This is a genomic window from Micromonospora sp. DT201 (genome assembly GCF_049841575.1).
Lineage (GTDB): Bacteria > Actinomycetota > Actinomycetes > Mycobacteriales > Micromonosporaceae > Micromonospora.
Window position 1 is genome coordinate 1 of record NZ_JBNCKP010000035.1, and the last position, 26,366, is coordinate 26,366.

25 protein-coding genes and 2 pseudogenes are annotated in these 26,366 nt (G+C 68.6%); 13 read left to right on the forward strand and 14 right to left on the reverse strand.

From position 1 onward, the window contains the following. Nucleotides 1–173: 173 nt before the first annotated feature. The 5 genes from ACLQ28_RS32700 to ACLQ28_RS32720 all read right to left on the reverse strand — a co-directional run bounded on the left by ACLQ28_RS32700 (nt 174) and on the right by ACLQ28_RS32720 (nt 4,697). The gene (locus tag ACLQ28_RS32700; RefSeq protein WP_425690116.1) at nt 174–1,346 is read right to left on the reverse strand and encodes a zinc-dependent alcohol dehydrogenase; all 1,173 of its coding nucleotides are present in this window, start codon (nt 1,344–1,346) and stop codon (nt 174–176) included. A gap of 29 nt (nt 1,347–1,375) precedes the next feature. After that, nucleotides 1,376–2,326 (reverse strand): SRPBCC family protein, encoded by a 951-nt coding sequence (locus ACLQ28_RS32705; RefSeq protein WP_425690117.1) that lies wholly within the window; start codon nt 2,324–2,326, stop codon nt 1,376–1,378. A 113-nt stretch (nt 2,327–2,439) separates the two neighbouring features. Beyond that, on the reverse strand, nt 2,440–2,946 hold the full coding sequence (locus tag ACLQ28_RS32710) for a DUF6584 family protein (protein WP_425690118.1): 507 nt from the start codon (nt 2,944–2,946) through the stop codon (nt 2,440–2,442). A 65-nt stretch (nt 2,947–3,011) separates the two neighbouring features. Then, nucleotides 3,012–4,022 carry a HEAT repeat domain-containing protein gene (locus ACLQ28_RS32715; protein ID WP_425690119.1) on the reverse strand — a complete coding sequence of 337 codons (1,011 nt, stop codon included), beginning with the start codon at nt 4,020–4,022 and terminating at the stop codon, nt 3,012–3,014. Nucleotides 4,023–4,028: 6 nt separating this feature from the next. Continuing rightward, a complete protein-coding gene (locus tag ACLQ28_RS32720; protein ID WP_425690120.1) occupies nt 4,029–4,697 on the reverse strand; it encodes a HEAT repeat domain-containing protein in 669 nt (222 codons plus the stop codon). 144 nt (nt 4,698–4,841) lie between these two features. Between ACLQ28_RS32720 and ACLQ28_RS32725 the strand changes: the two genes are divergently transcribed. Next, a complete protein-coding gene (locus ACLQ28_RS32725; protein WP_425690121.1) occupies nt 4,842–5,441 on the forward strand; it encodes a hypothetical protein in 600 nt (199 codons plus the stop codon). Between the two features lie 10 nt (nt 5,442–5,451). Here the strand turns inward: ACLQ28_RS32725 and ACLQ28_RS32730 are convergent. Next, nucleotides 5,452–5,613, reverse strand: a pseudogene (locus ACLQ28_RS32730) (IS701 family transposase); the annotation flags it as partial. Between the two features lie 84 nt (nt 5,614–5,697). Here ACLQ28_RS32730 and ACLQ28_RS32735 point away from each other — a divergent pair. The 5 genes from ACLQ28_RS32735 to ACLQ28_RS32755 all read left to right on the forward strand — a co-directional run bounded on the left by ACLQ28_RS32735 (nt 5,698) and on the right by ACLQ28_RS32755 (nt 12,159). Beyond that, the gene (locus ACLQ28_RS32735) at nt 5,698–5,865 is read left to right on the forward strand and encodes an RICIN domain-containing protein (RefSeq protein WP_425690122.1); all 168 of its coding nucleotides are present in this window, start codon (nt 5,698–5,700) and stop codon (nt 5,863–5,865) included. A gap of 144 nt (nt 5,866–6,009) precedes the next feature. Next, complete coding sequence (locus ACLQ28_RS32740) at nt 6,010–8,892, forward strand: hypothetical protein (protein ID WP_425690123.1); 2,883 nt, start codon at nt 6,010–6,012, stop codon at nt 8,890–8,892. 4 nt (nt 8,893–8,896) lie between these two features. Then, nucleotides 8,897–10,876 (forward strand): pre-toxin TG domain-containing protein, encoded by a 1,980-nt coding sequence (locus ACLQ28_RS32745; RefSeq protein WP_425690124.1) that lies wholly within the window; start codon nt 8,897–8,899, stop codon nt 10,874–10,876. Nucleotides 10,877–10,945: 69 nt separating this feature from the next. After that, the gene (locus tag ACLQ28_RS32750; protein ID WP_425690125.1) at nt 10,946–11,452 is read left to right on the forward strand and encodes a hypothetical protein; all 507 of its coding nucleotides are present in this window, start codon (nt 10,946–10,948) and stop codon (nt 11,450–11,452) included. A gap of 134 nt (nt 11,453–11,586) precedes the next feature. Further along, nucleotides 11,587–12,159 (forward strand): CAP domain-containing protein, encoded by a 573-nt coding sequence (locus ACLQ28_RS32755; protein WP_425690126.1) that lies wholly within the window; start codon nt 11,587–11,589, stop codon nt 12,157–12,159. Nucleotides 12,160–12,233: 74 nt separating this feature from the next. Here the strand turns inward: ACLQ28_RS32755 and ACLQ28_RS32760 are convergent, their stop codons facing one another. Then, on the reverse strand, nt 12,234–14,180 hold the full coding sequence (locus tag ACLQ28_RS32760) for a serine hydrolase domain-containing protein (protein ID WP_425690127.1): 1,947 nt from the start codon (nt 14,178–14,180) through the stop codon (nt 12,234–12,236). A 169-nt stretch (nt 14,181–14,349) separates the two neighbouring features. Here ACLQ28_RS32760 and ACLQ28_RS32765 point away from each other — a divergent pair, with 169 nt between their 5' ends. Together ACLQ28_RS32765 and ACLQ28_RS32770 are read left to right on the forward strand one after the other, a co-directional pair. Continuing rightward, the gene (locus tag ACLQ28_RS32765; RefSeq protein WP_425690128.1) at nt 14,350–15,441 is read left to right on the forward strand and encodes a winged helix DNA-binding domain-containing protein; all 1,092 of its coding nucleotides are present in this window, start codon (nt 14,350–14,352) and stop codon (nt 15,439–15,441) included. A gap of 97 nt (nt 15,442–15,538) precedes the next feature. Next, a complete protein-coding gene (locus ACLQ28_RS32770) occupies nt 15,539–16,249 on the forward strand; it encodes a carbonic anhydrase (RefSeq protein WP_425690129.1) in 711 nt (236 codons plus the stop codon). Between the two features lie 30 nt (nt 16,250–16,279). Here the strand turns inward: ACLQ28_RS32770 and ACLQ28_RS32775 are convergent, their stop codons facing one another. Beyond that, nucleotides 16,280–16,567 carry a hypothetical protein gene (locus ACLQ28_RS32775; protein WP_425690130.1) on the reverse strand — a complete coding sequence of 96 codons (288 nt, stop codon included), beginning with the start codon at nt 16,565–16,567 and terminating at the stop codon, nt 16,280–16,282. Between the two features lie 201 nt (nt 16,568–16,768). After that, nucleotides 16,769–17,239, reverse strand: a complete 471-nt coding sequence (locus ACLQ28_RS32780) for a hypothetical protein (protein ID WP_425690131.1) — start codon at nt 17,237–17,239, stop codon at nt 16,769–16,771. Nucleotides 17,240–17,451: 212 nt separating this feature from the next. Between ACLQ28_RS32780 and bla the strand changes: the two genes are divergently transcribed. Continuing rightward, complete coding sequence (gene bla / locus ACLQ28_RS32785; RefSeq protein WP_425690132.1) at nt 17,452–18,384, forward strand: class A beta-lactamase; 933 nt, start codon at nt 17,452–17,454, stop codon at nt 18,382–18,384. Between the two features lie 388 nt (nt 18,385–18,772). On the opposite strand, the gene ACLQ28_RS32790 is transcribed toward bla, so the two are convergent. The 3 genes from ACLQ28_RS32790 to ACLQ28_RS32800 all read right to left on the reverse strand — a co-directional run bounded on the left by ACLQ28_RS32790 (nt 18,773) and on the right by ACLQ28_RS32800 (nt 21,084). Next, entirely contained in the window at nt 18,773–19,012 is a 240-nt protein-coding gene (locus tag ACLQ28_RS32790; RefSeq protein ID WP_425690133.1) for a hypothetical protein, read from the reverse strand. Nucleotides 19,013–19,198: 186 nt separating this feature from the next. Then, nucleotides 19,199–19,873: a response regulator gene (locus ACLQ28_RS32795; protein ID WP_425690134.1), complete on the reverse strand. Its 675-nt coding sequence runs from the start codon at nt 19,871–19,873 to the stop codon at nt 19,199–19,201. Further along, complete coding sequence (locus tag ACLQ28_RS32800) at nt 19,870–21,084, reverse strand: sensor histidine kinase (protein ID WP_425690135.1); 1,215 nt, start codon at nt 21,082–21,084, stop codon at nt 19,870–19,872. The genes ACLQ28_RS32795 and ACLQ28_RS32800 overlap by 4 nt, the downstream gene beginning before the upstream one ends. 174 nt (nt 21,085–21,258) lie before the next feature. Here ACLQ28_RS32800 and ACLQ28_RS32805 point away from each other — a divergent pair, with 174 nt between their 5' ends. Beyond that, nucleotides 21,259–21,882, forward strand: a complete 624-nt coding sequence (locus ACLQ28_RS32805) for a DedA family protein (RefSeq protein WP_425690136.1) — start codon at nt 21,259–21,261, stop codon at nt 21,880–21,882. A gap of 118 nt (nt 21,883–22,000) precedes the next feature. Further along, a complete protein-coding gene (locus ACLQ28_RS32810) occupies nt 22,001–23,110 on the forward strand; it encodes a serine hydrolase domain-containing protein (protein WP_425690137.1) in 1,110 nt (369 codons plus the stop codon). Between the two features lie 108 nt (nt 23,111–23,218). Here the strand turns inward: ACLQ28_RS32810 and ACLQ28_RS32815 are convergent. Together ACLQ28_RS32815 and ACLQ28_RS32820 are read right to left on the reverse strand one after the other, a co-directional pair. Beyond that, nucleotides 23,219–23,437: pseudogene (locus ACLQ28_RS32815) on the reverse strand (IS5/IS1182 family transposase); the annotation flags it as partial. 138 nt (nt 23,438–23,575) lie between these two features. Beyond that, complete coding sequence (locus tag ACLQ28_RS32820; RefSeq protein WP_425690138.1) at nt 23,576–24,130, reverse strand: hypothetical protein; 555 nt, start codon at nt 24,128–24,130, stop codon at nt 23,576–23,578. A gap of 324 nt (nt 24,131–24,454) precedes the next feature. Here ACLQ28_RS32820 and ACLQ28_RS32825 point away from each other — a divergent pair, with 324 nt between their 5' ends. Further along, on the forward strand, nt 24,455–25,675 hold the full coding sequence (locus tag ACLQ28_RS32825) for a helix-turn-helix domain-containing protein (protein ID WP_425690139.1): 1,221 nt from the start codon (nt 24,455–24,457) through the stop codon (nt 25,673–25,675). A gap of 66 nt (nt 25,676–25,741) precedes the next feature. After that, nucleotides 25,742–26,323, forward strand: a complete 582-nt coding sequence (locus ACLQ28_RS32830) for a dihydrofolate reductase family protein (RefSeq protein WP_425690140.1) — start codon at nt 25,742–25,744, stop codon at nt 26,321–26,323. The last annotated feature ends 43 nt before the right edge of the window (nt 26,324–26,366 follow it).

Genomic DNA, 26,366 nt, shown 5'->3' on the forward strand with positions numbered 1-26,366 from the left:
ACGAAAAACCCTCGACTGGCATAATCCGGCCGAAGTACTCCACAAACACCTGGTTGCAACCGCCGCTTGAAACCGCCCCGACCGGATAGCCCAATGTCGCCGATCCGGAGTCGATCATCGTTACTGTCCCGACAGGTGGGAGGCGCTGACCGAATGCTGGCTGGTCGGCGCGCTCAGACGGTGAGCAGCACCTTCGTACAGTCGTCTTGCTTCTTCTGGAAGATCTTGTAGCCCTTCGGGGCGTCACGCAGCGGCATTCGGTGGCTGACGACGAAGCTGGGGTCGATCTCGCCGCGCTGGATCCGTTCCAGCAGCGGCCGGGTGTAGCGCTGGACGTGACACTGCCCGGTCCGCATGATCAGCGACCGGTTCATGAAGGCACCCATCGGGAACTTGTCGACGAAACCGCCGTACGCGCCGACGACCGAGATCACCCCTCCCGAACGGCAGGCGAGGATCGCCTGGCGCAGCGCGAACGGCCGTTCCGTCTCGACCCGGGCGGCCTGTTTGGCCCGGTCGTACGCGTACATGGCGGCGTTGCCGTGGTGGCCCTCCAGGCCGACCGCGTCGATGCACGCGTCGGGCCCCCGCCCGGCGGTCATCTCGTTGAGCGTGTCCAGCACGTCAGCCTGGTCATAGTTGATCGTCTCCGCACCGAGGTGCTCCTCGGCCAGCCGCAGCCGGTACGGGAACCGGTCGATGACGATCACCCGCTCCGCGCCGAGCAGCCGGGCGCTGGCCGCGGCGAACAGCCCGACCGGACCGGCGCCCCAGACGGCGATCACCTGCCCGGGTTTGATGTCGCACATCTCGGCGCCCATGTAGCCAGTCGGGAACACATCAGCGAGCATGACCGCCTGGTCGTCGCGGACCTCGTCGGGCACCTTGACCGGGCCGACGTCGGCGAACGGCACCCGGGCGTACTCGGCCTGACCACCCGCGTACCCGCCGAGCAGGTGGGAGTAGCCGTAGATGCCGGCCGGCGAATGGCCCATGATCTTCTCGGCGATGCCGGCGTTGGGGTTGGAGTTCTCGCAGACCGAGTAGAGGCCGCGCTGGCAGGACGAGCAGTGCCCGCAGGCGATCGGGAAGGGCACCACCACCCGGTCACCGGGCTTGAGGTTGCGCACCTGCGGGCCCACCTCCACCACCTCACCCATGAACTCGTGGCCGAGGATGTCGCCCTTGCGCATCGCGGGGATGTAGCCGTGGTAGAGGTGCAGGTCGGAGCCGCAGATCGCGGTCGTGCTGATCCGGACGATCGCGTCCCGCGCGTTCATGATCTTCGGGTCGGGTACGTCGATCACCTTGACGCTGTCGGTGCCCATCCAGGCGGTGGCCTTCATTCTCGGTCCCTTTCGGAAAGCGCGGGCGGTCAGCGTCGGGACGCCGGCAGCGGCTGGGCGGGACGCTGCATGGCCTGTTGACGTACCGAGATGCCGTTCGGGCTGCCCTCGGACCGGACCACCTCACCGGTCTCCAGCACCTGCTTGAAGCGGCGCAGGTCGTCACGGACCTGCTGCTCGGGTTCCTCGCCGAAGAGCTTCGCCACCGCCCGGCCGAGCGCGCCGGCCGGCGGCGCGTACCGCAGCTCCACCCGGACCTCGGTGCCCCGGTCGCCGGGGGCTGGCACGAACCGGACGCGCCCGGCGTTGGGCACCCGGGTCCCCGGCAGCGACCGCCAGGTGATCGCCTTGTTCGGCTGATCGTCGATGATCTCGGCGTCCCACTCGACGCGGTGCCCGGCCGGGGCGCGGGCGATCCAGTGCGAGCGGCGCAGGTCATCGGCGCGTACCGACTCCAGGTGCGCCATGAACCGGGGCAGGTTCTCCACGTCCCGCCAGAACCGGTACGCCTCGGCGGGTGACCTGTTCACGGTCACCCCGACGTCCATCCGGATCATCCGCGCCCGGGCCCGTTGGGCCCGCCCGATCCGGACGGCGGCGAGCACGTCGATGGCGGTGAACCCGGCGATCGCGGCGGTGGTCAGTGTCAGCCGGTGGCGCCGTTCCCCGCCGTGGTTTGCGAAGGCCCGGCCGAGCAGGGTCAGGTCCATGGCGTCGCCGGCCACCCGGCTCCACGCCCAGCCGGCCGGGCGACGGCCGCTGAACAGGCCGGCTGCGCTGCCCAACTCCCGTACGCCGAGGGCCGGGATCACCATGCGCGCGGCTGCGGAGTCATCCACCCCGGTCAGTCGGGCGAGGGGTCCGGGCGCGACCAGGGCGCCGATGCCCAAAGCCAGGCTCAGCAGGCCCAGCGTGCTCGGCAGGGTCGCCGGCACCGGCCCGTCCAACTCCGGCAGGAGCACACTGTCGACATGGTCCATGTCCGGTCCCTTCGGGTGGGCGTGACCGGCGGCGAAGCAGCGCGGCCGCCACCGTGACGCTATGCGGTACGCCCACCCCATGCGCCCGGTTCGCTGCGAAAGGTCCGATGCGCTTATCGCGCCCAACGGATCACGGTGACCAGGCCGACGACGGCCAACGCCACCGCAGTCAGCCCGACCACCGCCGCCACCAGGCAGCCGAGCCCGTCGCGCCACGAGCTGGGCTCCCCGGGGCGGGGGCCGCCCTCGGTCCAGGCGACCGGGGCGGGGCCTTCCCGCTCGGCCTGCTCGACCAGCCGGCGGAGCCGCGCGCCCGCCAGTGGCCCGAGCCGGTCGCTGGGGTCGACGGTCACCTTCAGCACGAGCAGGCGCTGCCAGGCGCCCGGGTAGGACCGCTCGAACGCGGCGGCTTCCTCCGCGCTGGCTTCCTCGCTGAGAAATCCCCACCGCCCGGCCTCGGCCACGTTGCACACCTGCCGGTACAACGCGGCACGCCGGGTCCGCAGCCCCAGGTCATCGGGGTACGCAGCGTTCAGGCTCGCCAACCGCTGCATCGCGGGGTGGACATGCCCACGCCGCAGGTCGGCCTCTACCTTCGCCAGCACGTGCTCCTTCGCCACGGTGAGCATTCTGCGCGGTACGCGCGCCGCCCCGACAGCGGAATATTGCCGGTCGCCCGCCCCGTTCAGGGGGGAGGGTCTGCACGTAGCTGGAGGATGTAGGTCGCCGTGAGCGCAACGGCACGGTCGTCGTCGTCCGACAGGTCGACCAGGGCACGCGCGGCTCTGCTTCCCGGGATGTCCGCCAGCGCCTGTGCCAGCCGTCGGCGGACGGACGATTCGACCGGGCCGTGGACGAGGGTGTCGACGAGCCTTGTCGCGATCTGATCCGCCAACGCGGGATCACCCGCCAACGCACTCAACGCATCCGCTGCATCGACATCATTCGCCCCCTCGACGACCATCTCGACAAGCGTCGGGACCGCGTCGGCCACTCCGCGTGACCCGAGCGTCAGGGCCGCGTACCTGCGGACCACGAAGTCGGGGTTCGCGAGGGCGTCCTGCAACAGAGCGGTCGAGCTCGCGTGCGGGATCTCGGCGATGGCCTTGACGGCACGTTCCCGCACCTCGGCCTCTGGTGAGCCGAGGCCCTCCCCCAGCAGCGCCACGCCGCCGTCGCCCGCTTGCGCCAGAGCCCAGCGAAGGGCCCCGGCGACGTTCGGGTCGGTCTCGCTCAGCGCCGCCTCGACCAACGCCTCCACCGGCACCGGGCCCTCTTCGACCGAGGACAGGGCCGCCAGCTGGCGTCTTCCCGCGCTCTCCGATCCCAATGCCTGTAGGAGTGCGACGATCTGGAGGACGTCCTCCCAGTCGGCGGGTTCCGCCGCACCGATCCGACGGAGTCGCGTGAGCAACTCCATCTCGCTCGCAATCCGTCTTCGCGTCTGGCTGATGAGGTCATCGACGAGCCCCGAGGGTGTGAAGCCGGGATCATCGAGCGCGCGCCGGACATCACGCAGCGACAGCCCCAGTGACCGCAAGCTCTCGACCTGGAAGATCAGCCGGATGTCCTCGCTGGAATACTCTCGATAGCCGGCACCGCTGCGACCACTTGGCCGCACCAGGCCGAGCGAGTCGTAATGCCGGAGCATGCGGGCACTGACCCCGGACCGTCGTGCCACCTCACCGATCAACACTGCCCATCACCCCTGCACACCGGTCCTGCCGAGCGCCACGACGCGTTTCGCCTCCTCGATCGCGAACTCGAAGCCGGCGTCCGGGTCACCCAGCAGCCGTTCCGTGGCGATCGCGTGCGCGCGCACGTGCGGGTCGAGATCCGTCATCGCGGCGCGCAGGGTCGGCATGATCACCTCGCCGAGCGCGATCAGCGCCCGGCTGAGGCTCAGCTGCGTCTCACGACTGCCGCGCCCGAACTGTGTCGACAACACTCCGGCCAGGGTGGGCTCCGCACCTTCGGGCACGAGCACGACTGCCGCTCGCCATGCGCTGCGCGCCACCTCGTCGTCGGGGTCGGTCAGAAGCGCCCTTGTCATCGCCGGCCACGCCTGCCGGTCCCCGATCTTGGACAGCGTATGCAACGCCTGGCTTCGTGCCTGCGTACGCTCCGAACGGAGTTCGTCGATGAGCTGTGGGACCGTCATAGACGATGGATGACGGGTGAGAGCCCAGGTGAGCATTTCGCGCACATAGAATTCCGGCTCGATCGCGCATCGCTCGATGAGCTTGTCGATGAACAGTGGGTCAGGGGTCGTGCCGACTGCCAGCGCTGCGCGCAGCCGCACCGACGAGTCAACGTTCTCCAGCCCTTGGACAGCCTGCGTCGTGTTCGTGCCGTTTCTCGGCTCGGTCATCGGAACCACCTCATCGCCCCACTGAAGACCTTGTCACTGTGTCAAGGTCAAGCGGGCCGCACCCCGAGTTGGCACGGAATCCCAGCCCGGATCGTTAGTCCCGTAGTGCCCGAATCGTGGCACCTGCGCGCACGGGAGTCCGATATGCCGCGACGCTTCACCGTACTGCTGGCCCTGTTGCTGTTGGCCCTGCTCGCCGCGTGTGCGGCCGCGCCCACCGGGCCGACCGCGCCGACCGGGCCGACCGGGCCGACCGGGCCGACCGAACCACAGCCGCCGTCCACGTCGACGACACCGGCACCGCAGCAGTCGTACTGGCCGGGACAAGATGCGCTGATGAGCGCCGCGGAAAAGGCCGAGAGTGTCGCCACTGCCCACTGGCCGCGGGCGTACGCCGGGGTGAGCCTCGACGTACCCGGCGACACGCTGCTGGTGCACCGCGTACCGACGCCCGGCTTCGAGGACGCGATCCGGTCAGTGACGCCGGGCGTGAAGCTGCGATTCGTCGACGCCCTGCACTCCGCGCGGACCCTCGACGCATGGATCGCACGGGTCCGCGCGGACGTCGCCTACTGGCAGAGCCGTGGTGTCACCGTGCACGGCTCCTCCGTGGAGATCGGCACGTGCGTCGCCCTCGAAGTGGCCGAGCCACAGCGCGACAAGGCGCGGCTGACCGCCTCCTACCCAGGCATTCCCCTGTGCATACGGCAAGGTTGGCCCGCCGAGCTGCTGACCGGCCGCTAGCGACTGAACCGCCCGCCCGCGTCGGTTCAGCGGCCATGGACAGGGTGATGTGGGCGTACCAGGCTCGCCAGTCGCGGACCTGGTATTCGTCGAGGCCGGCTTCGTTCTTGGCCTGCTGGAAGCACTCCTCGATCGCCCACCGCGCCCCGGCGATGCGGGCCAGGTCGACCAGGCGTCCGACCACAACTGGCGGCCGATCCCCGACGGGCACAGCCTCCAGGTCACCCGCACCGACAAGGTGGTCGCCATCCAGGACATGTCCTCGGCCAACGGCGCGCAGCTCACCCAGTGGCCTCCGACCGGGACCGCCCACCACCGGTGGCGCTTCATCGACTCGGGCGGCGGCCACTTCCGCAACCAGCGGACCCCACCGACAAGGTGGTCGACGTCAGTGACGTCTCCACCGCCGACGGCGCCCGGGTGACCAAGTGGGACTGGTTCGGCGCAGCGAACCAGCAGTGGCGGCAGTGCTGTCCACGTCGCTGGTGACCTCGCCCGTTGTCGGCTCGGCGAGGCCACTATCCGACACACACTGTGCGCACGCGTCGCGACGCCCTACAACGGACCTATGCCAGACAGTCAGACCGTCGATGCCTTCAAGTTCGTCGCTGTACGTCCGCCGCAATTGGTCGGGCAACGTGAGGCGGCCCTCGGCTTGATCACCGACCAGCGCAGAGCCCCCGGCGGCGGGTCGCTCGCCGGCGACGATGATGGCGAGTCCACGCGGCACCCGGACCTGCGGCTGGCCGGGCTGGCCGAAGCGGCCCGCGCGCTGGCCGACCGCTTCGGCGCGCAGCCCGGCGGCGACCCGCTGGGCGACGCGGACGCGGAGCTGCCTGACGTGCTCGCCTTGGCCGACCGCGACGCCGCCGAGCTGGCCGGGACGGCTTGGGACGCGCTGTACCGGGCGTATCGTCAGGGCCCGGCGGCCGGACCCGACCTGGAGACGCCGACGGCGGCGCTGCGGGCACTGCACTTCGCCGCGCTGTGGCGCGCCGACGCGGCAACCACCGCCGCCGACGCGGTGACCGCGCTGGGCGCCACCCCGGTTGTGCCCGCGGAGCTCGCGGTCGTCGAGGCACCCGAGACCACACGCTGGCGCGGCTCCGCCTCGGTGGCAGGGCACGCCGAGGTGTCCGACGAGCCGGTCCGGGCGCTTCTGCGGGAGGTCGCGGCGACCCGCACACTGCTGGACGCCGTACGGTCGAACGCCGCGCCGATCCGCGAGCGGGTGCTGTCGGAGGAGCCGACTCAGCACGGCGACGTGTTCCGCAACCGGATCACGCTGGGACGCGTGGCGAGCATGGCCCGGATATTCGATGGCAACCTGCCCGACGAAGCGCGGAGCGTCTCGGCCCGTCTACGGATCGGTGAGGCCACCGCGGTGCCGACGGCGACCGCGATCGCTCAAACGCACCTGACCACGCTGCTGCGGAGGGTGGACGCTCTGCGTGACGACCCGGCGCTGCGGCGAGAGTTCCGGGCGCTGTCGGGCACGCTCGATCTGCACGACGTGGGCACCATCGCGCCGGGCCTGGACCTCCTTGGGATCTTCGATGCCGACCCCGACCCGGGCACCAGCCCCGACGTGGATGTCAGCGGCCGGATCCGGCCACTGGGCGTCGGCGACCTGAAGGTGGTCAAGCAGACCCTGCTCGGGTACGCCCCGGGAGAAGTTGCACACATAGAGAACGTGCTCAAGGGCGAGCACCGCGAGCGGGTACACCGCGTGCTGGACCGGGTCGAGACCACTTACTTCGAGTCGTCGGAGGAGGTGAACGAGACCGAGCGTGACCAGCAGTCCACCGACCGGTTCGAGCTGAAGAAGGAGGCGGACCAGACCGTCAAGGAGGACATGAGCGTGCAGGCCGGAGTGACGGTGACCGCCGCCTTCGGGCCGGTCGTCACCACCGCGCACGGCGACTTCGCCTACGCGACATCCAAGCAGGAGTCGAACAGAAGCAGCTCGAATTTCGCCCGCGATGTGGTCGACCGCTCCGTCACAAAGATTCAGAAGAAGGTGAAGACCGAGCGCACCACCAAGACCTTCCACGAGGTCGAGGAGACCAATACCCACGGCATCGACAACGCCCAGGGCGCCGCGCACATCACCGGCGTCTACCGCTGGGTGGACAAGCGCTACCGGGCACAGGTCTACAACTACGGCCGGCGGCTGATGCTGGAGTTCATCGTGCCGCAGCCGGCGGCCTATTGGCTCGCCTCGCAGCTGCGGCCGAAGACCGTGGTGGGCGCTGAGCCGCCGATACCGCTCGTCAACGCTATGGACCAGCCGCTGACCGCCGCTGACCTCGACGAGTCGAACTACCAGACGCTCGCCGGCCGCTACAACGCCCAGGGAATCACCACGCCGCCGCTGGAATGGACGTACGCGGCGACGTCGTTCGAGCAGAGTGGCATCGACAACGGCAAGACCGTATCGAAGATGCTCAAGGACCTGGTCGTGCCTGACGGTTACACCATGATCTACTACACCGCCAATGTGTCGCTGATCTACGTGGTCGGCGGGCCACGGTTCTCGATCCAAATCGGTGATGACGCCGCCGAACTCGTCGTCAGCACCGCGGTCAAGCAGGGCGGAGTGCACACTCTGGGGTGGGCGCAGTCCTCGGAGACCTTCGACAACCCGACAGGGCCCATGGCGGTCAGCTGCATCGGGTACGACATCAACGCGTATTCGGTCAACGTCGGCATCAACTGCTACCGGAACCACGCGCACCTGCAGGACTGGCAGAACAAAACCTTCGAGAAGATCAGCACAGCCTACCTGGCCATGAAGACGGCGTACGACCAGAAGGTGGCCCAGGCCGGCGCGCAGGAGGGGGCCGTGGTGATCCAGGGCCGGAACCCGGCCACCAATCGGGAGATCGAGCGCACCGAGCTAAAGAAGCTGTGTGTCACCATGATGACCGGCAGTCACTTCGGCGACTACGACGCGATGACGGACCCGGCGGACGCCCCGGCGAAGCTGCCCGAGGTCGACGTGTACGAGGCGATGGCAGAGGGCCCGGTCATCCAGTTCTTCGAACAGGCCTTCGACTGGCCGCAGATGACCTACCTGTTCTATCCGTACTTCTGGGGCCGCAAGACTAAGTGGACAGAGGCCAGCAACCGCTCCGACATCGACCCGTTGTTCGCCCAGTTCAAGCAGGCAGGCGCGGCCAGGGTGGTGGTCCCGGTGTCGCCCGCATACAACCTGGCGGTCGCGTACTTCCTGGCTCGCAGGAGCCCTCGGCTGGCCGACCGGGTCTGGCTCGGCGGCGAGCCGCCAACCATCGACGACCCGCTGTACAAGTCGGTCGCCGACGAGGTGCGGGCGCAGACCGACGACCTGGCCGGCGCGTTGCCCGAGGGCAGCCCGTGGGAGTTCACCGTGCCGACCACACTGGTGTGGTTGCAGGAAGGCCCCGAACTCCCCGTCTACCCCGCCTGACTCGGTGGCCATCGACCTGGGCCCCTACCGGCGAATGCTGACCTCGGCTCGTGTCGAGTTCGAGGCCGGCATGACCGGCGGCAGGGCGAGTGCCTTCGAGCTGGCCGTGCTGCGCGGCGGGGTCGCCATCATGGCCGAGGATCTCGCTCGGCGGCCTGACTCCCTTGCCGCATACGAGCATCGCAAGGAGGGCGGTCTCTCCGGCCCAGAGCTGTGGAAGGTCAACGCACGGCGGCAGGCGGCAGCCCCGCTGCGCCGCCGTGAGCTGGCCCCGGAGGCCTTCGCCGCCAAGAACAACGAATACCTGGCGCTGATGCGGATGCTGCGCGAATGCGCCACCATGCCCACGCACCTGGTCGTCGATCGCACCCGCAAGCGCGTACTGCTGGTACAGGAACGCGACCGGGCGTCGGCGGTGCCAGAATCTCCGGTGCCTCGCGAGCCTTCTGTTCCCGACGCCCTCGACGCCATTGCGGCGACCCTGGCCGCGTGGGTGATGGCACACCAGGGCGACGACGACTTTCTCACCCTGCCCGCGGCCGAAGGTATGAGCCGGATGCTGGCACAGCGCCAGGACCTGCTGGTCACGCTGCGGATAGCCCAGCGGCAGCCCAGCGACACCACTTCCTTCCCGCTGCCCGTCGAACACCGTCCGGCGGTGCTGGAGGTCGTCGAGTTCGGCATCGCCCTCATCCCGGTCGTCGGCACCGCGGTTGCGATCTTCGAGGCGACCTTCGGGTACGACATCTTCGGCTACGAGCTGACCGAGGTCGACCGGTGCATCATCGCCGCGGGCGTGCTGCTGCCGTTCGCCTCCCGGTTCGTCAAGGGCGGTCGGGCGCTCTACACCGCGGCGCGGATGGAGCGGCTGTACGGGCGCAGCGGCACACGGTGGAGCCTCGCCCTGGCTGCGGGTGAGAAGGTCAGCGAGGACGTCACTGGGCGCCTCGCCATCTCCGAGGCCCGGACCCTGAGCGTGGCGGGAAAGAAGGTCGATTCGGTGCTGGCGGCGAGGGCCGTCACCGCGCTGGAGAGGATGGGCGTCAAGCGGGGCAGCCCGCGGGGCATGTCCATCGCCACGTACGTCGCCGACTCGCTGAAGAAGCTCGTCAGCGGCACGGCATTGCTCAGCGAGCTGGACCATCTGGCGCTGATGCGGGTCGTTGAGAAGGGCCCGAACATTAACCTGATGAAGGGGCAGCTGCTGGAGGAGTTCCTGGAGGCGCGGATCGCGGCGTGGCTGCGTGATCCCGCCGGGGCGCGCGCCCTGGGCATCCACATCCCCGCGCCCCAGACGCTGGAGTTCATCCCGGGCCACATGATCCGCGATGCGTCGGGACGCCAGCTCACCGACGGCATCCTGGCCCACCGGCAGAACGGTGAGTTGATCATCGTCGCCATCTTCGAGGCCAAGGCAGGCAAGCACGCCGCCCGGGAGTTGAAGATCGCCTCCGGCGGCATCAGTTCCCTGTCCCAGGCTGAGCGCGCCGAACTGCGCGCGTACGCCCGTGACGTGCTGCGCGCCCGCAACAACCGGGCCCGGCTGCGCGGCGAAAAGTTTCCCACCAGGGCAGACGAGGTCGACGCGGCCCTGGACAGCATCGAGCGTGAGGTCGTGCTGAGCGAGCAGGGCGGGCAGGTCCGCCGCGACATCGAGCGGCTGGCGGCCAATGAGGACGGTAAGGCGGCAGTGATCCAGGTCGGTGAGGAGTTCCTGCCGGTGCGGGTCTCCCCGAAGGACACAAAGGTCCTCGGTGTACTTCCCAGGGATGTGCCGGTGGGGAACATGCAGGAGCAGCTCACGGGACTGGGCTACAACTTCGAGGTGCTCGGAATGAATGTGACGCAGAAGGAGCTAATCGACCTGTCCAACAGCCTGCGCATCCACGTGCCGCCGGAGCACCTGCTGGGCCCGGCTCCCCTGCTCCCCCGCGGCGTGCCCGGCCAGGCCGTCCCGGTGCCCGCCACCGGCCGGCCGAAGTAGCAGCCCCGCGCATGTCCGGTGCGGTGCGGCTCGCCGCGACGGCCGAGGACATCTACGGGCGGATCCAGCGTGTGGGGACGGGTGGAGGACATCACCGACGAGGAGTTCGACCGTGTCCTGCGGGGCAACTTCCTCGGGCAGGTGTACGGGGCCCGCGCGGTCCTGCCGGCGCTGCGCCGCTGCCGCGGCGGCCTCATCGGCGGCTCGGCCGTCGGTTCTCCTCAGCCGACGCCTCTGCCTCGCGCTCACCGACGCCTTGCTGTCATCCGCCGCCTGGCTGGCCACCTGCGCAGCGGCCAAGCAGACATTGGCACCGACAACGTCGACTCGCCGGTCGACGAGCCCGGGCAGGTCCACGACAGCCGCCCCGGCGGTGTGCTGCGGCACAGCCTCTTCACCCAGCTGATCGGCCACCGCCCTCTCCCGGGAGAACACACGGACGTGGTGCGGCATCTCATCGCCCACGGCGCGCTTTGGCAGAACCCGCCACCAGGACGACCCCTTGTGACGGCGGCGGTGCCCTATACGAGCGCCGTCCTCGGCTGGCGGCCCTCACCACGCTGCAGGTGCTGCTGAAGGCGGGGGCAACCCGACACCCAGACGAGGAGGAGCTCCTGATTGCAGCTAGCCCTGCGGGCAGCGGCACTCCAACCCCCAGTGCATCATCGGCAGCAGATCCATGAGCAGCGACATGCCGAAGGGTACGAGACATGCCGAAGAGCAAGGGCCGTAAACGTCGGGACGGCTCAGCGGTGGCGTTCCGGGGAGCCGCGAACATGACGACGGCACCGCACCAGATGCGGCCTCATGAAGCGGAAGAGGATGACGACTACCTGTTCAGCTCCGGCGGAACCGCTCACACTCGGTCTGCTCAGCCAGCGGTCAGCATTGGCCGTGACACCTACCGGACCCACCTTGAGAACACGGTGGTGCACTTGACGAATCAAGTTAGAGCTAAGGCGGGCGTGCCCCCACTGAAGCTCAATGAACTGCTTCGCCAGGCAGCGCGCAGCCACAGTACCGACATGGCGCGGCGCGGCTTCTTCTCCCACATCGACCCAGATGGCGGTACGCCCTTCGACCGGATGCGGTCACACGGGTACGCCCAGCCCGGCGCAGAGAATGTCGCCATGGGTCAAAGTCGGCCGCACGAGGTGATTCACGCCTGGCTGAACAGCCCTGGGCATCGGGCAAACATACTCAATCCCGAGTTCTCCGTTATCGGCGTCGGCTTACACCTGGACGGCGGCCCGTGGTGGACGCAGAACTTCGGCTACGCGTGAGAAGCCCCAGACCAGGTCTTTGTCGATCACTCGTGGCGACGGGCGTAGCGGACCGTGCGGCGCGGTCGGGTATCTCAGGCCAGCGTGAGGTGGTAGATCGCTACGACGCCGAGGAAGACGATTGCGGCGAGGGAGACGGCGGTGTGGTGTAGGCGTCCGGGTAGGGTCCACCAACCCTGACGCCATGCCGCCACCGTCCCCACGATTGCGGCTGCGGCGGTGACCATCGCCGCGGTCGACATCGCCAGGACCGTGATCACCAGCGGCGACCTGCCGAGGATGATGGTCTCCAGTAGCCGGTTGCTGTCGGAGAACAGAACGGCGAGGCCGGCGGTGAACGCCGTAGCGAGGGCGGCGGTAACCCAGGCCGCGAGCCGTGCGGTGATGCTCCACCGGGTGCCGGCCGATGGGCTGCGGCGGCGGAGCCTGCGGACAAGCGCGGCGATCGGATAGTAGAACAGCGTGAGGAGCAGTACCGCCAGCGCGCCGACCAGGAGCAGTTGGTGCAGGGTGGGTGACTGCCACCAGGCCAGTCGTTGGTAGGCGATGGTCGGGTTTGTGGTATCGAAAAGCGCGGTGATCTGCCCGTCGTCGTCGACGCGGAAGCCCAGTTGGTCCTGGCCGCCGCGTTCCTGGAACAACCGTGGCCCGATCGGCGTCCAGTGCTGGGTGGCCTTGTCCGGGTTGGCCGAGAGCGGTCCTCGGGTGATGAGGGTGTTGTCGGGGCCGGCCTCGACGGACACCGAGGACATCAGCGCCGCTGCCTTGGTGAGATCCTCCGCGGTACGGGTCACCCGGTAGTCGCCCTCGTACTGGTCGAGGTTGCCGGCCGCTGCCGGGTTCTGGCCGGCGGCACCCGCCGCATTGGCGCTGCCCGGGAAGAACGTGTCCACGAACTCCTCGACGATCTCCTTGTTGGCCCAGGAGGCGGAGCCGTCCACGCCGTCACCGTTGAAGACGACGAAGATGCCGATGCCCTTTTCGGGCAGCAGTGCCGCGTTGCTGTGGAAGCCTGGGACATCGCCGTCCTTGTCGAGGATGTGTTGCCCGTCGCGGGGGTGTTCCTGCCAGCCGAAGGCCATGCCGGGGAGCCGCGGGTCGTGGCTGAACTGTCGCGTCTGCATCTGGCGGAGTGCGGCCGGATCGAGCAGGTGTGGCTTGGTCGAAGTGGTGCTCGTACGGAGTTGGTCGCTGAGGAAGCGGCCCATGTCGGTGGCGGTGGAGACCACACCGCTGCCGGTTGGCACCAGCGGCCCGTACTGGCCCTGCACTCGTACCTGCTTGTCGTCCTGCGGCCGGTAGCCGCGAGCGAGTGTGGCGTTGACGGCGGCGGCGGGTGGTTGGCTGGCGGTGGAGCCGGTCATACCCAGCGGTTGCAGGATGTGCGTGGCCACGTACTTGTCGAATGGCTCCCCCGAGACGACCTGCACCAGGTAGCCGGCGAGGGTGAAGCCGTAGTTGTCGTACGAGGCGAGGGTGCCGGGGCCGCGGACCCGTTCGGGCTGATGCTCCGCCAGGTATTCGGCCAGCAGTTGCGCGTCGGCCGGGTCGCGGACGGCCGCCCCCACGATCTCGTCGACGAACCCTGAGGTGTGGGTGAGCAGGTGCGCAAGGGTCACCGGCTGGCCGGGGTAGGTGTCACGAATCTTGAAGACGGTGAGGTAGTGGTTCACATCCGTATTCAGGTCGAGCTTGCCCTGCTGCACCAGTTGCATGACGGCGGTCGTCGTCCACAGCTTCGCGTTCGAGCCAATGAAAAAGCCGGTCCTGTCCGGCGACACCGGTACGCGGGCGTCCACGTCGGCCAGGCCGTATCCCTGGGCGAACAGTGGGTGCTGGCCGTCGACGACGACGACAGCAGCACCGGGAATCCGATACTTCGCCAACTGCGCCGGCACCAGGTCGTCAAAGAACGCCTGATAGTCCGTGGGCCGTGCTGCCTGAGCTGCGCCCGGCAGTGCCGTGACGGCGACCAGGGCCACCAGTGACGCCAGCAGCGTACGCGTCGTGCGAGTGAACACTTCGTACTCCTTGCTCAGGTCTTCCCTGCCGAGCGCCGGCCGACGATCGAACGTTAGGGCGGGCCAGAGTGCCCTTCGAGCCGGTCCACCCCCGGCCCTGCTGTCGGGTTAGCCCTACCGGCCGCGTGCTCCGCCGGTGAGTCCGGGCTTCGCTGGCTAGGGTGCAGGAATGGCCGATCGGCACCAGGTGATGAGCTTCCGCGTCCGGGCCCAGCAGCTTGACCGGGATCAGGGCAGGCTCGCCGACACCGCCATCCTGGACATCGGGGTGCAGAACACCGGACCGGACGGTGCCCGCTGGGCGCTTTCCTTACGCGGGGTCGACGTGACCGCGTTGCCCGACAAGGATCTGGTCCTGCTGTGGACCGTGCGAGGCGCCCCGCACCTGTACCGCCGTGCCGACATCGGGAAGGTGGTCGCCGCGGTCGAGCCCTTCTCCGATGCCGACGCGGGCAAGCGCATCTACGACGCCTCCAAGCCGTTGAAGGCCGCAGGCATCGACAACATCGCCGCCCTCGACGAGGTGGCCGCTCACCTGCGGGCCATCGTCACCAAGCCAACGGTCAAAGGAGACGTCTCCGGCCGCCTGGCCACAGTGCTGCCCGAGCCGTATCTGCGGTTCTGCCGGGCGTGCAACGCCACTCACATCTACGAGATGCCGTTCCGGTTGGCCGCCGTGCGAGCCGGACTGGAGCTGCAGCTCGACACCTCGCCTCCGGTCTTGCAGCGCAGCACCGGGTTCACGAGGGCAGCCGCTCCGGGCGACAGATTCGATCTCATCCGCGCGTACCTTCGCCTGCTCGGCCCGGCCACTCCAAAACAGGTGGCTGGCTATCTCGACGCCCCGCTGAAGGACGTGAAGGCGCACTGGCCCGACGATGTGATCGAGGTGACTGTCGGCGGCGAGGTGCGCGCGCTGTTGGCCGCCGACGAGCAGGCGCTGGAATCGGCCGACGCCAAGGTGACCCGCCTCCTCGGCCCGTACGACCTGTTCCTCCAGGCCAAGGACCGGGCAACCCTGCTGCCTGACGCCGCCCACGCGAAGGAGTTGTGGCCGGTGCTGGGTCGCCCCGGCGCCGTCCTGGTCGACGGTGAGCTGGTCGGCACCTGGCGCCCCCGCAAGTCCGGTAAGACGTTCACGGTCGCCGTTCAGCCCTGGCACAAGTTGCCGGTTGCCACGCGCAAAGCCATCACCGCACAAGCCGAACGCCTCGCCGCGTACCGCGCCGTCTCCCTCACCAGCGTCGACTTCGCCAACTAGTGGGTGACCAAACGGCAAACACACGATCACAGTACGGGTCAACGACCGGCATCGACTGGTAGGAATTAGGCAACCCCCTAACCCCCGGGAGATCTTCGTGGCACGTGCCCAACTGTCCCGCCGTTCACTGCTGGCCGCCGGTAGCGCCGCCGCCGTCGCACTTGGTGCGACCGTGGCAAGCCCGTCCGCCGCCGCTGCCAAGCCGACCGACGACACGGTCGGTACGCCGGCCGAGGCGCTGCGCCGGCTGCAAGCCGGCAACCGGCGGTTCACCTCCGGCCACGGCCGACACCCGCACCAGGGTCTGGACGACCTGCACCGGCTCGCCGCCGGCCAGCACCCGTTCGCTGTCACCGTCGGCTGCGCGGATTCCCGGGTCGCCCCAGAGGTGCTCTTCGACCAGGGTCTCGGGGATCTGTTCGACAACCGGGTGGCCGGCAACATCGTCGACGACCTGCTACTGGGCAGCGTCGAGTTCTCCGTCGAGGAGTTCGGCAGCCTGCTGATCGTCGTCCTCGGCCACGAACGCTGTGGTGCGATCACCGCCACCATCGACGCCATCCACAGCGGCGGCACCGTGCCGGGCCACATCGGCACCATCGTGGACAGCCTGCGCCCGGTGGTCGAGCCGGTGCTGAGCCAACCCGGTGACCCGGTGGAGAACGCGGTGCGCGCCAACATCGCCGCGCAGGTGCGGGCGCTCAGCGCGCGCAGCACGATCATCGCGGAGAAGGTGCACCAGGGCGCGTTGCGCGTCGTGGGCGCCCGCTACGACCTGGACAACGGGCGAGTTTCGCTGGTGGCCTGACGGTGCCCACAGGATCCGGCAGCGGTCCTGTCAGCGCGGCAGACGGGTGCGGCGGTAGTAGGACCACCCCGCCAGTGGCAGCGCGATCGGTCCGCGCAGCCACGGCACCCACCGGGGGAAGATCACTCCCCAGTCACTGATGAGTCCAAGCGCCAATACTCCACCGAGCGCGGCGAGGACGCACAGGAGGCCCAGATAGAACGCGCCGGCCGGCATACCCAACGCGGCCAACTCTCCGGCGAACGTCGACTTACCCACCCCATCGACCCCATCAACGGCCACCCGTACGCACTGCGGCGCGGGGAACGTCAGAACCATGTCTGCGACATCGTCAAGCAATTGCCCCCGCACGACGCCCACGCCCGTTCCTCCACCCATGACCGGAAGCTCAACACGCCCCACGGATCGAGGAAGCCATTTTGGCAAACGCCTCGCATCTTGACCCACACCTGCCCGATGAGCGGGAAGCTATAAGTCAGCTTTTACCATGCGTCCCCAGACGGGCGGGATGACGTGGACCTAGACGATCGCAAAGAGGCGGTCGGCGGGGTCCACGACGACGGCCAGCAACGCGCCGGGTACGAGGGCCGGGTCGACCGCGCGGATCGTGTCTGCCTCGAACGTGGCGAATCCGGGCCCGCTGATGCGCAGGCGGAGTTCCAGGCCAGGGTCCTCTCCGCCCAGGTGGTTCGCCACCGCGAGAATCTCCGCCGTCGCGGCGACGCCAGCGGCGGTCAACCGGCGCGCGTCACGGCGCGAACGGGCAACCAGCCGCCAACCGAAGACGCCGAACCCGACACCAACGATCGTCGCCAGTACGCCACCGGCGAGGAGACCCCAGAAGTCCTCGGGTGATCGCGGTGTGTCCAGCGTGACCGCGGTGGCCAGCAGGACCGGTCCGGGCAGGAAGATCGCCAGGAACATGAGTCGGCTGAGCAGCGCGCCGATCGGACCGATGCGCGCTTCGGCTTCCCGAGGGGCACTCGTCACTCCCGAACCGTAGTGCAGCGGCCCGGCGCGTCACTTCACCGTCCAGCCGATGGCGAGAGCCCGTCGCGGCGCCCATTGCGCTCTGGATTTCGTCGTCGCCGAGGTCGCCTCGTACGTGGTCAGATCCGACCCGAGCTACGACTGAATGGGGCACAATTGCCGCGCCACGATCCTTGACGGTGCGGGTCGGCGGCACACGAGGAGGAACGACGATGGCGGTCTCTGTCCGACGTCTGGCGACCGTGGTGGCGGCGGCGTCGAGCTTGGTGTGGTTGGCGGGGTGCAGCACCGGCGACGCAGCCGAGGCCCAGAAGACAACCGAGGCTCAGACGACGCCGGGCCCGGAGGTGACGGTCGCTCCGTCGCCGGCCGCTGATCAGGAGTTCCAGCGGCTGGAGCAGATGTTCCATGCGCGGCTGGGGATCTACGCCGTCGACACGGGCACTGGCCGCACGGTGGAGTACCGGACCGACGAGCGGTTCGCGTACGCCTCGACGTGGAAGGCGTTGGGCGCTGCCGAGGTGCTGGACGAGACCACGGACGCCGAGCTGGATCGTGTGGTCCGGTACTCGGCGCAGGACCTGGTGGCACGCTCACCGATCACCGAGAAGCACGTCGCGAAAGGCATGAGCCTGCGCGCCATCGCCGACGCCGCCGTGCGCTACAGCGACAACACGGCCGGCAACCTGCTGCTGCGTCACCTCGGCGGACCGGCGGGCTTCGAGACGAAGCTGCGCGAGATCGGCGACACGGTCACCGACGCCGCCCGCTTCGAGACCGCGCTCAACGAGGCGACGCCCGGCGACAGGCGGGACACCAGCACCGCGCGGGCTCTGGCGGGCGACCTCCGGGCGTACACCGTGGGGGACGCCCTGGATCCCGTGGACCGCGACCTTCTGCGCGGCTGGTTGAAGGGCAACACCACCGGCGCGACACTGGTCCGCGCCGGGGTGCCCGCCGGCTGGGTCGTCGGGGACAAGACCGGAACCGGAGGGTACGGCACCCGCAACGACATCGCCGTGATCTGGCCACCCGACCGCGCCCCGATCGTCGTCGCCGTGCTGACCAGCCGCGACAAGAAGGACGCCACCCCGGACGACGCCCTCATCGCCCAGGCCACCAAGGTGGTCGTCGCTCAGCTGTAACCCCTCGCAACCCCGAGTAACCGCACAAACGCTCCCCGCCCCACCCCCGCCGGCAGATCGGGCAGGGTCGATATTCGATCGGCCGCTGGTGTCCATTACGGCAAGATGGCTGCGTGGATGCTCAGCTACTCGCGGCGGTGCAGGTCGGCGATTCGCAGTTAGTCGAGAAGCTGTTGGGGCCGGTCCCGGCGGATGCGCTCGCGGGTGACGAGGGCAGCAGGCTGCTCCGTGCGGCGGCCTTCGCTGGCAACGCGGATGTCGTCGCCAGCTTGCTCGACGCCGGAGCTGATCCGGCGCGGCCGTGGGAAGACGGCCCCGATCCGGTGTCCTGGGCGGCCGACTTCGTAGCGTGCGCGAGGTCCTGCAAGAGTTGGCGTACAGCGGATCGTCATGGCGCAAGCAGGTGCCGCAGCATGCGAAGCGCGGTGCGCTGGAGATCGCCCGAGCGTGGCTGAACCTCGACCCGGAGGTCGAACTGCGTCGTCGGCTCGGCGCACATCAGGACGAGCCGGCCGTCGTCGAGCGGTTGCACATCTCGACCAGGGACAAGCGGCCATGCCCAGTGCAAGCGACCAGGATCCGCGTGAACCTCTCCGACGGGCGGCAGGCCGAGACGCAGATCGCCCACCGGGCGATCGTCACCGATCTCGAAGATCAGTTCGACATACCTGTCCCCCGGGACGAATTGTTGGCACGTGCCCTTTTCTACGCCGACCCGGAGTCGTGCGACTGGAGCCAAGCCCAGGTCGTCTTGGCCGATGGCCCGACCTCGAAGCACTGCATAGCCGTCGACGTGGCGTTGGGCTTGGCCGGGTCAGGCTTGGCTGCCGGGGGTGACGAGGCCGGTTTCGTAGCCGAAGACTACGGCTTGGACGCGGTCGCGGAGGCCCAGTTTTTGCAGGATTCGGCTCACGTGCGTCTTGGTGGTCTGCTCGGCGATGAACAGCGAGGCGGCGATTTCGGCGTTCGACATGCCGAGTGCCATCATGCGCAGCACTTCTCGCTCGCGGTCGGTGAGCCCGTTGAGCGCTGTGGCGCCGGCCGGCTGCCGTGGCCTCGCGTTGACGAAGTTTTCGATGAGTCGGCGGGTGATGGTGGGTGCCAGTAACGCCTCGCCGCCGGCGACTACGCGAACGGCCCGCAGCAGGTCCTCGGGCTCGTTGTCCTTGAGGAGGAAGCCGCTGGCACCGGCCCGTAGGGCGGCATAGATGTAGTCGTCCAGGTCGAACGTTGTCAGCATGAGCACCCGCGGCGTGTGCCCTTCGGTGCGTTCCGGCCCGAGCAGGGCCTTCGTTGCGGCCAGTCCGTCCAGCACCGGCATGCGGACGTCCATCAGGACGACATCGGGGCGAAGGCTGCGGCACCGTTCGATGCCGAGCCGGCCGTTCTCTGCCTCGCCGACGACCGTGATGTCGTCCTGCGACTCCAGGATCGCGCGGATGCCCACCCGGATCATCGATTGGTCGTCCACGATCAGGGTGTGGATCACTCGTGGCCTCCGATCGGCAGCCGCGCCGCGATCCGGTAGCCACCTTCGTCGCGTGGGCCGGTCTCCAATGATCCTCCTACCAGCCGGATCCGCTCGCGCATCCCCGACAGTCCGTGACTGGCCCGCCCGGGCGCCTCCATGGGCTCGGCTGGCTGCGCCGCCGCGTCGTTCACGACGGACAGAACAAGATCATCACCTTCAAGGCCAAGGCATATCGTCGTGCGTGCGCCGGGTGCATGCCGAATGACATTGCTCAGCGATTCCTGGATGATCCGGTAGGCGGTCAGGGCGACACTCTCCGGTAGTACGGTCGCCCGTAGGGCGTCGAAGTCGTGCACCTCGACAGGCACACCCGCGCGCCCTGCCGACTCGACCAGTTCCGCCAGCCGGCCCAGGTCAGGCACCGGTGTCAGCTCGGCGTCCGCGCTCTCGTCGCGCAGCACCGCCAGCACGTGCCGCATCTCGCGCATCGCCGACCGCGCGCCGGCGGCGATCCGCGCGAACTCGTCCTTCGTGTCTGGGTCCAGGGTCTTGATTCGGTACGACGCCGAGGTGGCTTGCATGTGGATCACGGACATGCTGTGCGCGACGACGTCGTGTAGTTCGCGCGCGATTCGGGTGCGCTCCTCGGCGACCGCCCGCTGGCTCTGCTCGAACTCGACATCGTGCCGCGCCTCGGCGAGTTCCCGGCGGATCTCCCTCCACCGGAGGAACATCAGCACGACACCGAGCACGATCGCGGACAACGACGGGTAGAGGATCATCATCGTCAGCCCGTCGGTGAGGGACCGGCCACGCGGATCGAACAGCACCACCAGTGTGAGCAGCAGCGTGCTCGCCCACCATGTCGTGAGCGCCGCCCGCCGCGTTGTATGGGCGGCGATCAGGCCGATGTGCGCGATCAGGGTGAACATGCCCGGCACCGTCAGCGGCCAGGTCGACTGCGAGTCGGGCGGGATGGCCACCGCGAACACAGCGACGGCCAGGAACTGAAGCTCGGTCGCCGCTCTCGGTCGGACCAGGATCAGGATCAGAGCGGTGCTCTGCCCGATGCCCGCCACGAAGGCGACCAGCGGCGGCACGTCGAACTTCACGGCGCCAAGCGCCACGTTGAGGGGAAGCGCCGCAAGTGCGAGCAGGCCCGTGACCAGCCACCACAGCAGCCACGAGCGGGCCGGCCGATGACGCGTGTGGATTACACCCACGGGCACCGGCGGGCCATGCTGCTGGTCTGAACCCGAGCGCACCATCACGCGGCGACCGTACCTAAATCAGCCATGTGCGGCATCCAACGGGAGAGGTATACGACCCCGTACCCGGGGGTGACCCGCAACGGCACCGCAGACCGACGCTCTAGCCGGTGCCCCGCAGCCACGCTTCAACGCATGGACTTGATGACTCTGGTCGGCCCGGTGATGACGTCGCCGCTGCTCTACCCGCTGCTGGCGGGCCTGAGCAGCCTGGACGGCGTGGTCCCGATGATCCCGTCCGAGGCGGCGGTTCTGGCCGCCGGCGTCTTCGCCCACACTGGCGCGCCGAGCCTGTCGCTGGTCGTAGCGGCCACCGCCCTGGGCGTCTTCATCGGCGACCACCTCGCGTATGGCCTCAGCCGCAGCGTCGTCGGCTCCCGGCTGATCAACCGCTCAAAGCGCATCAACCACGCCATCGCCGCAGGCGGCCAACAACTCACTTCCCGAGCCGGCCTACTGATCGTGGCCTCCCGATTCATACCGGGCGGCCGCGTGACGATGAACGCGGCCTGCGGCACGGCCCGGTTACCGCTGTCGCGGTTCAGCCCTGCCTCGGCGATCGCGGCGCTGGCCTGGGCCGTATACACCGCAGGGCTGGGCTTCCTGGGCGGCGAAGCGTTCGTCGAGAACCCCCTGCTCGGCCTCGCTGTTGGCCTCGGGCTGTCGTTCGCGTTCGGGGGCGTCATCAAACTGACCCGCCGGCGGTCCACCCGCCGCACGGTCCGACCGAGAGTTCGGCCGCTCCCACACGCCGCATGAAGAAGATGCGCAGCGAGCGGTTAACCCGACCACGGTCGAAGGGAGAAACAGGGCTTTTCGAATTCGTCGTACTACCTCAACGAACTAGTCATTGACGAACTGCACACAGGGAGATCGGATGAAGCAAGTGCTTCAGGCACTGGTGACCGCGACAACAGCCTTGGCGGTGATGGCGGCGCCAACCGCGGCCACTGCCGCGTCAAAGGAAGCGGATCGGGTCGAGTTGCAAAGACGATTGGACGACGTCGTGGCCGCCGGCGCGGTAGGCGCGCTGGTGGAGGTGCGCGACGAGCATGGCGTGTGGCGAGGCACCAGCGGTCTCGCCGAACTGAACACGACTCGGGCAGTCCCGGTCCACAGCCGATTCCGGGCGGGCAGCATCACGAAAACATTCACCGCTACCGTCGTCCTTCAACTCGTTGCCGAGGGTCGGCTGCGCCTCGACGACCCGGTCGAGGCGTGGCTACCCGGAGCCGTCCCAGACGGTCACCGCATCACGGTGCGCCACCTGCTCAATCACACCAGCGGACTGTACGACTACCTGCGCACACTGCCAATGCCACCTAGCCCGGAGTTCCTGACCAACCGGTGGCGGACCTGGACCCCAGACGAACTCGTTGCGCGAGCCGTGGCCAACCCCCCGACCTCCGATCCGCCGGGCTCGACCTTCGCGTACTCGAACACCGGCTATCTGTTGCTCGGGCAAATCGTCGAACAGGTAACTGGCCGGTCGTACGGCGAGGAAATCGAGCGCCGGATCATCCGGCCGCTGCGGATGCACAGCACATCGCTGCCAGGGACCTCGCCCCGAATTCCCGGACCGCACCCGCACGGCTACGTACCGATAACGCAGGACGGCGACCTCCTCGACTACACGCAGATGAACCCAACCGTCATGGGCGCTGGGGGCGAGATAATCTCCACCACGACGGACCTCAACCGGTTCTTCGCCGCACTGCTCAATGAACGCCTGCTGCCGGGTCACCTGCTCGACGAAATGACGACACCAGCTGTCCAGGGCAAGACCTACGGGCTCGGTCTAGCCTGGCGCGACACCACCTGCGGGACCCGGATATACGGACACGACGGCGATGCCCTGACCTACCAGTCCTGGTCGTTCTCCACCCAGGACACACACCACCAGGTCACGGTCGCGCTCACCCCCGACTTCCGCAGTGACCTCGACGACGCCGTCGACACGCTCCTGGACAAGGCCTTCTGCGGCTGACCGGCCGACACCTCATAGCGGCGAAACCCCCCGAGACAAAGCCGCTGTCATCCCTGCCGGATATGTCGCCCGCCGACACCTGGCTTCATGATCGGCAGGAGGGGCCTAGCCCTGTTTGCCCCGGTCGACCGGGGACCGTCCGGCGACCTCACCGCCACCGGGGGCCTTGGTGATGCAGCCGTCCACCGCGATGTCATCCAGAAGCAGGCCGACGAGCCGGTCGTAGGCGTCTACCGCGATCTGTTTGAGCTGGGCGAACAGCACGATGCTGATCCACTCGTCACGACGGTCACGGATCGTGGTGGCCGAGCAGGTGGCATCGGCCACAGCGGCTCGATCAGCCATGCTGGGATGGCAGGCACAGAACCTCCCGTGATCACGAGGCGTAAGCACCTTCATGATCACCGGTTCTGTGCCTGCACCCGTTCAGGCGCGCCGATCAACCCCACCATTTCGTGCGACCTCTTAGCCGAGGGCCTCGCCATCGACCAGTGGAGACAGTCGAGCCGCCAGGGCGGCTTCCGTGGGATAGCTTTTCACCACGCTGTGATCGGGTCGCTCGTCGAGGTCCATGTGGTAGGGCGCGCAGGCCAGGACGGGCGAGACATCGCTGTTCCCGGAAATCTCGAACGACGTCACCTCGCGACCGGTGCGCACCTCGTAGATCTCGACCCGGTAGTGGCCCTGGTATTCGATCTCGGTGGACCCGTCCTTCCAGGTGCACGAGCGGAGCGCCTCCGACGATCGACCGATTTGGTTCGGGCAGGCGACGAGCTGCACGACGTCCGAGGTCAGCCGATCGGCCTGGACCTGAAGGTCGTGAGAGGTCCAGAGGCGCACGGCCACCGGGTGCGGGCCTGGGCCGCGATAGGGCGGGGCGCCGCTGAACGCCTGACCCCCATCGCAGATCCGGAACAGGTCCTCGATGTCACCAGGCCGCTCGCCTCGAAGGATGTCGAGCGCGAGCGGCACGGCCGCGAACTGGACGACGAGCACCGTCGCGATCCCGGCGGACGCCATGCTGGCGAGTCGACCCACCGACCACGAGGGACCAACCGCCTGGTCTTGGATCGATTGGAGCAGGGCTTTCCGGCGAGACACTGCCGGCACGACAAGCTCGTGTGCCTGCCCGTCTTCGTGCCAGGCCAATGAGCCGTTCTGGGCGCGGAGTGCCTGCCCTGGAATGGCCCATAGCGCCGTGTTCGACTTCCTCGACCAGATGAGCAGACCACGCTCGGTGACCACGAACCAGCGTCGCCCGTCGGGATCTGGGATCGGCCCCCAGCGCCGCCAGGCGGCAGCCCCCCACCAGAGGGCCGCGTAGCCAACCACCACCGGTCGCCAATGCGGCGAGCCGGCGACAAGGAACGCGCCTACCGCGATCACCGCCGGAAACGCCGCGAGGATCAGCCAGCCGGCGATGGATTCCGCGTTCCGGTGTTGCCGGTGCAGCCGGACGACCCGTCCGAGCCCGGCCCGCTCCGCGTGCTCGGCGACCAAGCGCCGAAGCCGTCTGCCGCCCAAGCTCACCTCCGTCTGCGCCGGGGCGCCCGCATGACGTGCCGCATCGAAGAAATGCACTATCAGGTCCCGGCGAAGCATATAGCGATGCTGCCCGAGCTTTCGTGCGTCGGGTTGTTGCTGAGCCTGGCCAAGGTGGTGCCGGAAGAGGCTGGGATCGGCGCGCCGGCTCGATGCCTTCGGGGCGTCGGCGATGCTGTGCGCATGGAGTACGTGTCCAGAGTGCCGCGACCGCCGCTGGACGGCCTGATCGACGACCTCTACTACCTGGAGGGTGCACCGCCGTACGCCCGACTGACGCTGCCGGCAAGTCCGGCGGCGTTGCTCATCGTCAACCTCGGGGCGCCGTTCCGCATCCGCGCCGGCACCGACATCGAGACGGCCGAGTACGCCGACGGCTGCGTGGTCACCATGCCCACCCGCGCGTGGGAGTTCGGCTACCCATCCCGGACCCGGTCCGTCGGCGTGCACTTCAAGCCGTGGGGGCTGGCGCCGTTCCTGCCGATGCCCGCGGCCGAGCTGTGTGACCGTCCGGTGACGGTAGAGCAGGTCTGGGGCCGGCCCGCCATTGCTGGGCTGCGCGACCGGCTGGCCACGGCGGACGGGCCGCGCGAGATGCTGACGCTGCTCGAGGATGAGCTGACGCGACGGCTGTGCGAAACCGCCGGCCTGGGGCTGGTGCGCCATACGAGCAGTGTCATCGCGGCGACCAGCGGGGCGGTGGCAATCGACGACCTGAGGGTGGCAGCCGGTGTCAGCAGCACTCATCTGGCACAGCGGTTCAAGGAGCTCATCGGCGTCACGCCGAAGCGGCTGGCCCGCAGTTGGCGCTTCACCGCCACCGTGTTGGCGATCAACCCCGCCGGACCGATCGACTGGGGTGACCTCGCCGCTGGCGCGGGCTACTTTGACCAGGCCCACTTCGGCCACGAGTTCCGGGCGTTCACCGGGCTCACGCCGACCCGGTACGTCGAAGTCCGGCGGCGGTTCCTGCGCGAACATCCCGGCCATGCGCTGGACGGCTGGCCGCTGCCGGCCGATTGATTTCTTACAAGAGTGACAGCTCACGACACGTTAATTTGGCGGCACCCCAAAGCAGAGGAGAGCCCCGTGGGCAAGGTGGTCATGTACAGCTCGGTGTCGGTGGACGGCTTCATCGCGGACGAAGACGACCAGCCCGGCCCCCTGTTCGACTGGTTGTCCAGCGGTGACGTCCCGTTGGACGAGGGCGGATTTCTCAAGGTGTCGCAGACGTCCTACGACTACACCCGGCCGTACTGGGACCAGATCGGGGTGACAATCGCCGGCCGCCACGTCTTCGACATGACGGACGGCTGGGACGGGAAGCCTCCGAGCGGGATCGACCATGTGGTCGTCGTGACGCACCGGCCAAAGCCCGAGGGCTGGGACCCCGAGTCACCGTTCTACTTCGTCGACGGCGTCAAGGCAGCCTTGGCCAAGGCGCAGGAGCTTGCGGGTGACCGCGTGGTCGAGGTCGCCGCTGGCGACGTCGGTGGCCAGGTGCTTGCCGCGGGCCTGGTTGACGAGGTACGCATGGACGTCGTACCCGTCGTGTTCGGGTCCGGCAAGCGCTACTTCGGGTCGGTCGACGCGCAGCACCTGTTGGAGGATCCTGACGTGGTGATTCAGGGCAACCGGGTGCTTCACCTGCGCTATCGGGTGCGCCGTTGAGCTTCGGGGTGGGAGGTCTGGGTGACGAGGCCCGACGCGGCTC

What these genes read in the sequence shown, in the direction of transcription:
- ACLQ28_RS32700 (WP_425690116.1), bottom strand. Translation starts at nt 1,346, where the DNA reads ATGAAGGCCACCGCCTGGATGGGCACCGACAGCGTCAAGGTGATCGAC.
- ACLQ28_RS32705 (WP_425690117.1), bottom strand. Translation starts at nt 2,326, where the DNA reads ATGGACCATGTCGACAGTGTGCTCCTGCCGGAGTTGGACGGGCCGGTG.
- ACLQ28_RS32720 (WP_425690120.1), bottom strand. Translation starts at nt 4,697, where the DNA reads ATGACCGAGCCGAGAAACGGCACGAACACGACGCAGGCTGTCCAAGGG.
- ACLQ28_RS32725 (WP_425690121.1), top strand. Translation starts at nt 4,842, where the DNA reads ATGCCGCGACGCTTCACCGTACTGCTGGCCCTGTTGCTGTTGGCCCTG.
- ACLQ28_RS32735 (WP_425690122.1), top strand. Translation starts at nt 5,698, where the DNA reads ATGTCCTCGGCCAACGGCGCGCAGCTCACCCAGTGGCCTCCGACCGGG.
- ACLQ28_RS32740 (WP_425690123.1), top strand. Translation starts at nt 6,010, where the DNA reads ATGCCAGACAGTCAGACCGTCGATGCCTTCAAGTTCGTCGCTGTACGT.
- ACLQ28_RS32755 (WP_425690126.1), top strand. Translation starts at nt 11,587, where the DNA reads ATGCCGAAGAGCAAGGGCCGTAAACGTCGGGACGGCTCAGCGGTGGCG.
- ACLQ28_RS32765 (WP_425690128.1), top strand. Translation starts at nt 14,350, where the DNA reads ATGGCCGATCGGCACCAGGTGATGAGCTTCCGCGTCCGGGCCCAGCAG.
- ACLQ28_RS32775 (WP_425690130.1), bottom strand. Translation starts at nt 16,567, where the DNA reads ATGGTTCTGACGTTCCCCGCGCCGCAGTGCGTACGGGTGGCCGTTGAT.
- bla (WP_425690132.1), top strand. Translation starts at nt 17,452, where the DNA reads ATGGCGGTCTCTGTCCGACGTCTGGCGACCGTGGTGGCGGCGGCGTCG.
- ACLQ28_RS32805 (WP_425690136.1), top strand. Translation starts at nt 21,259, where the DNA reads ATGGACTTGATGACTCTGGTCGGCCCGGTGATGACGTCGCCGCTGCTC.
- ACLQ28_RS32810 (WP_425690137.1), top strand. Translation starts at nt 22,001, where the DNA reads ATGAAGCAAGTGCTTCAGGCACTGGTGACCGCGACAACAGCCTTGGCG.
- ACLQ28_RS32820 (WP_425690138.1), bottom strand. Translation starts at nt 24,130, where the DNA reads ATGGCGTCCGCCGGGATCGCGACGGTGCTCGTCGTCCAGTTCGCGGCC.
- ACLQ28_RS32825 (WP_425690139.1), top strand. Translation starts at nt 24,455, where the DNA reads ATGCGGCGAGCCGGCGACAAGGAACGCGCCTACCGCGATCACCGCCGG.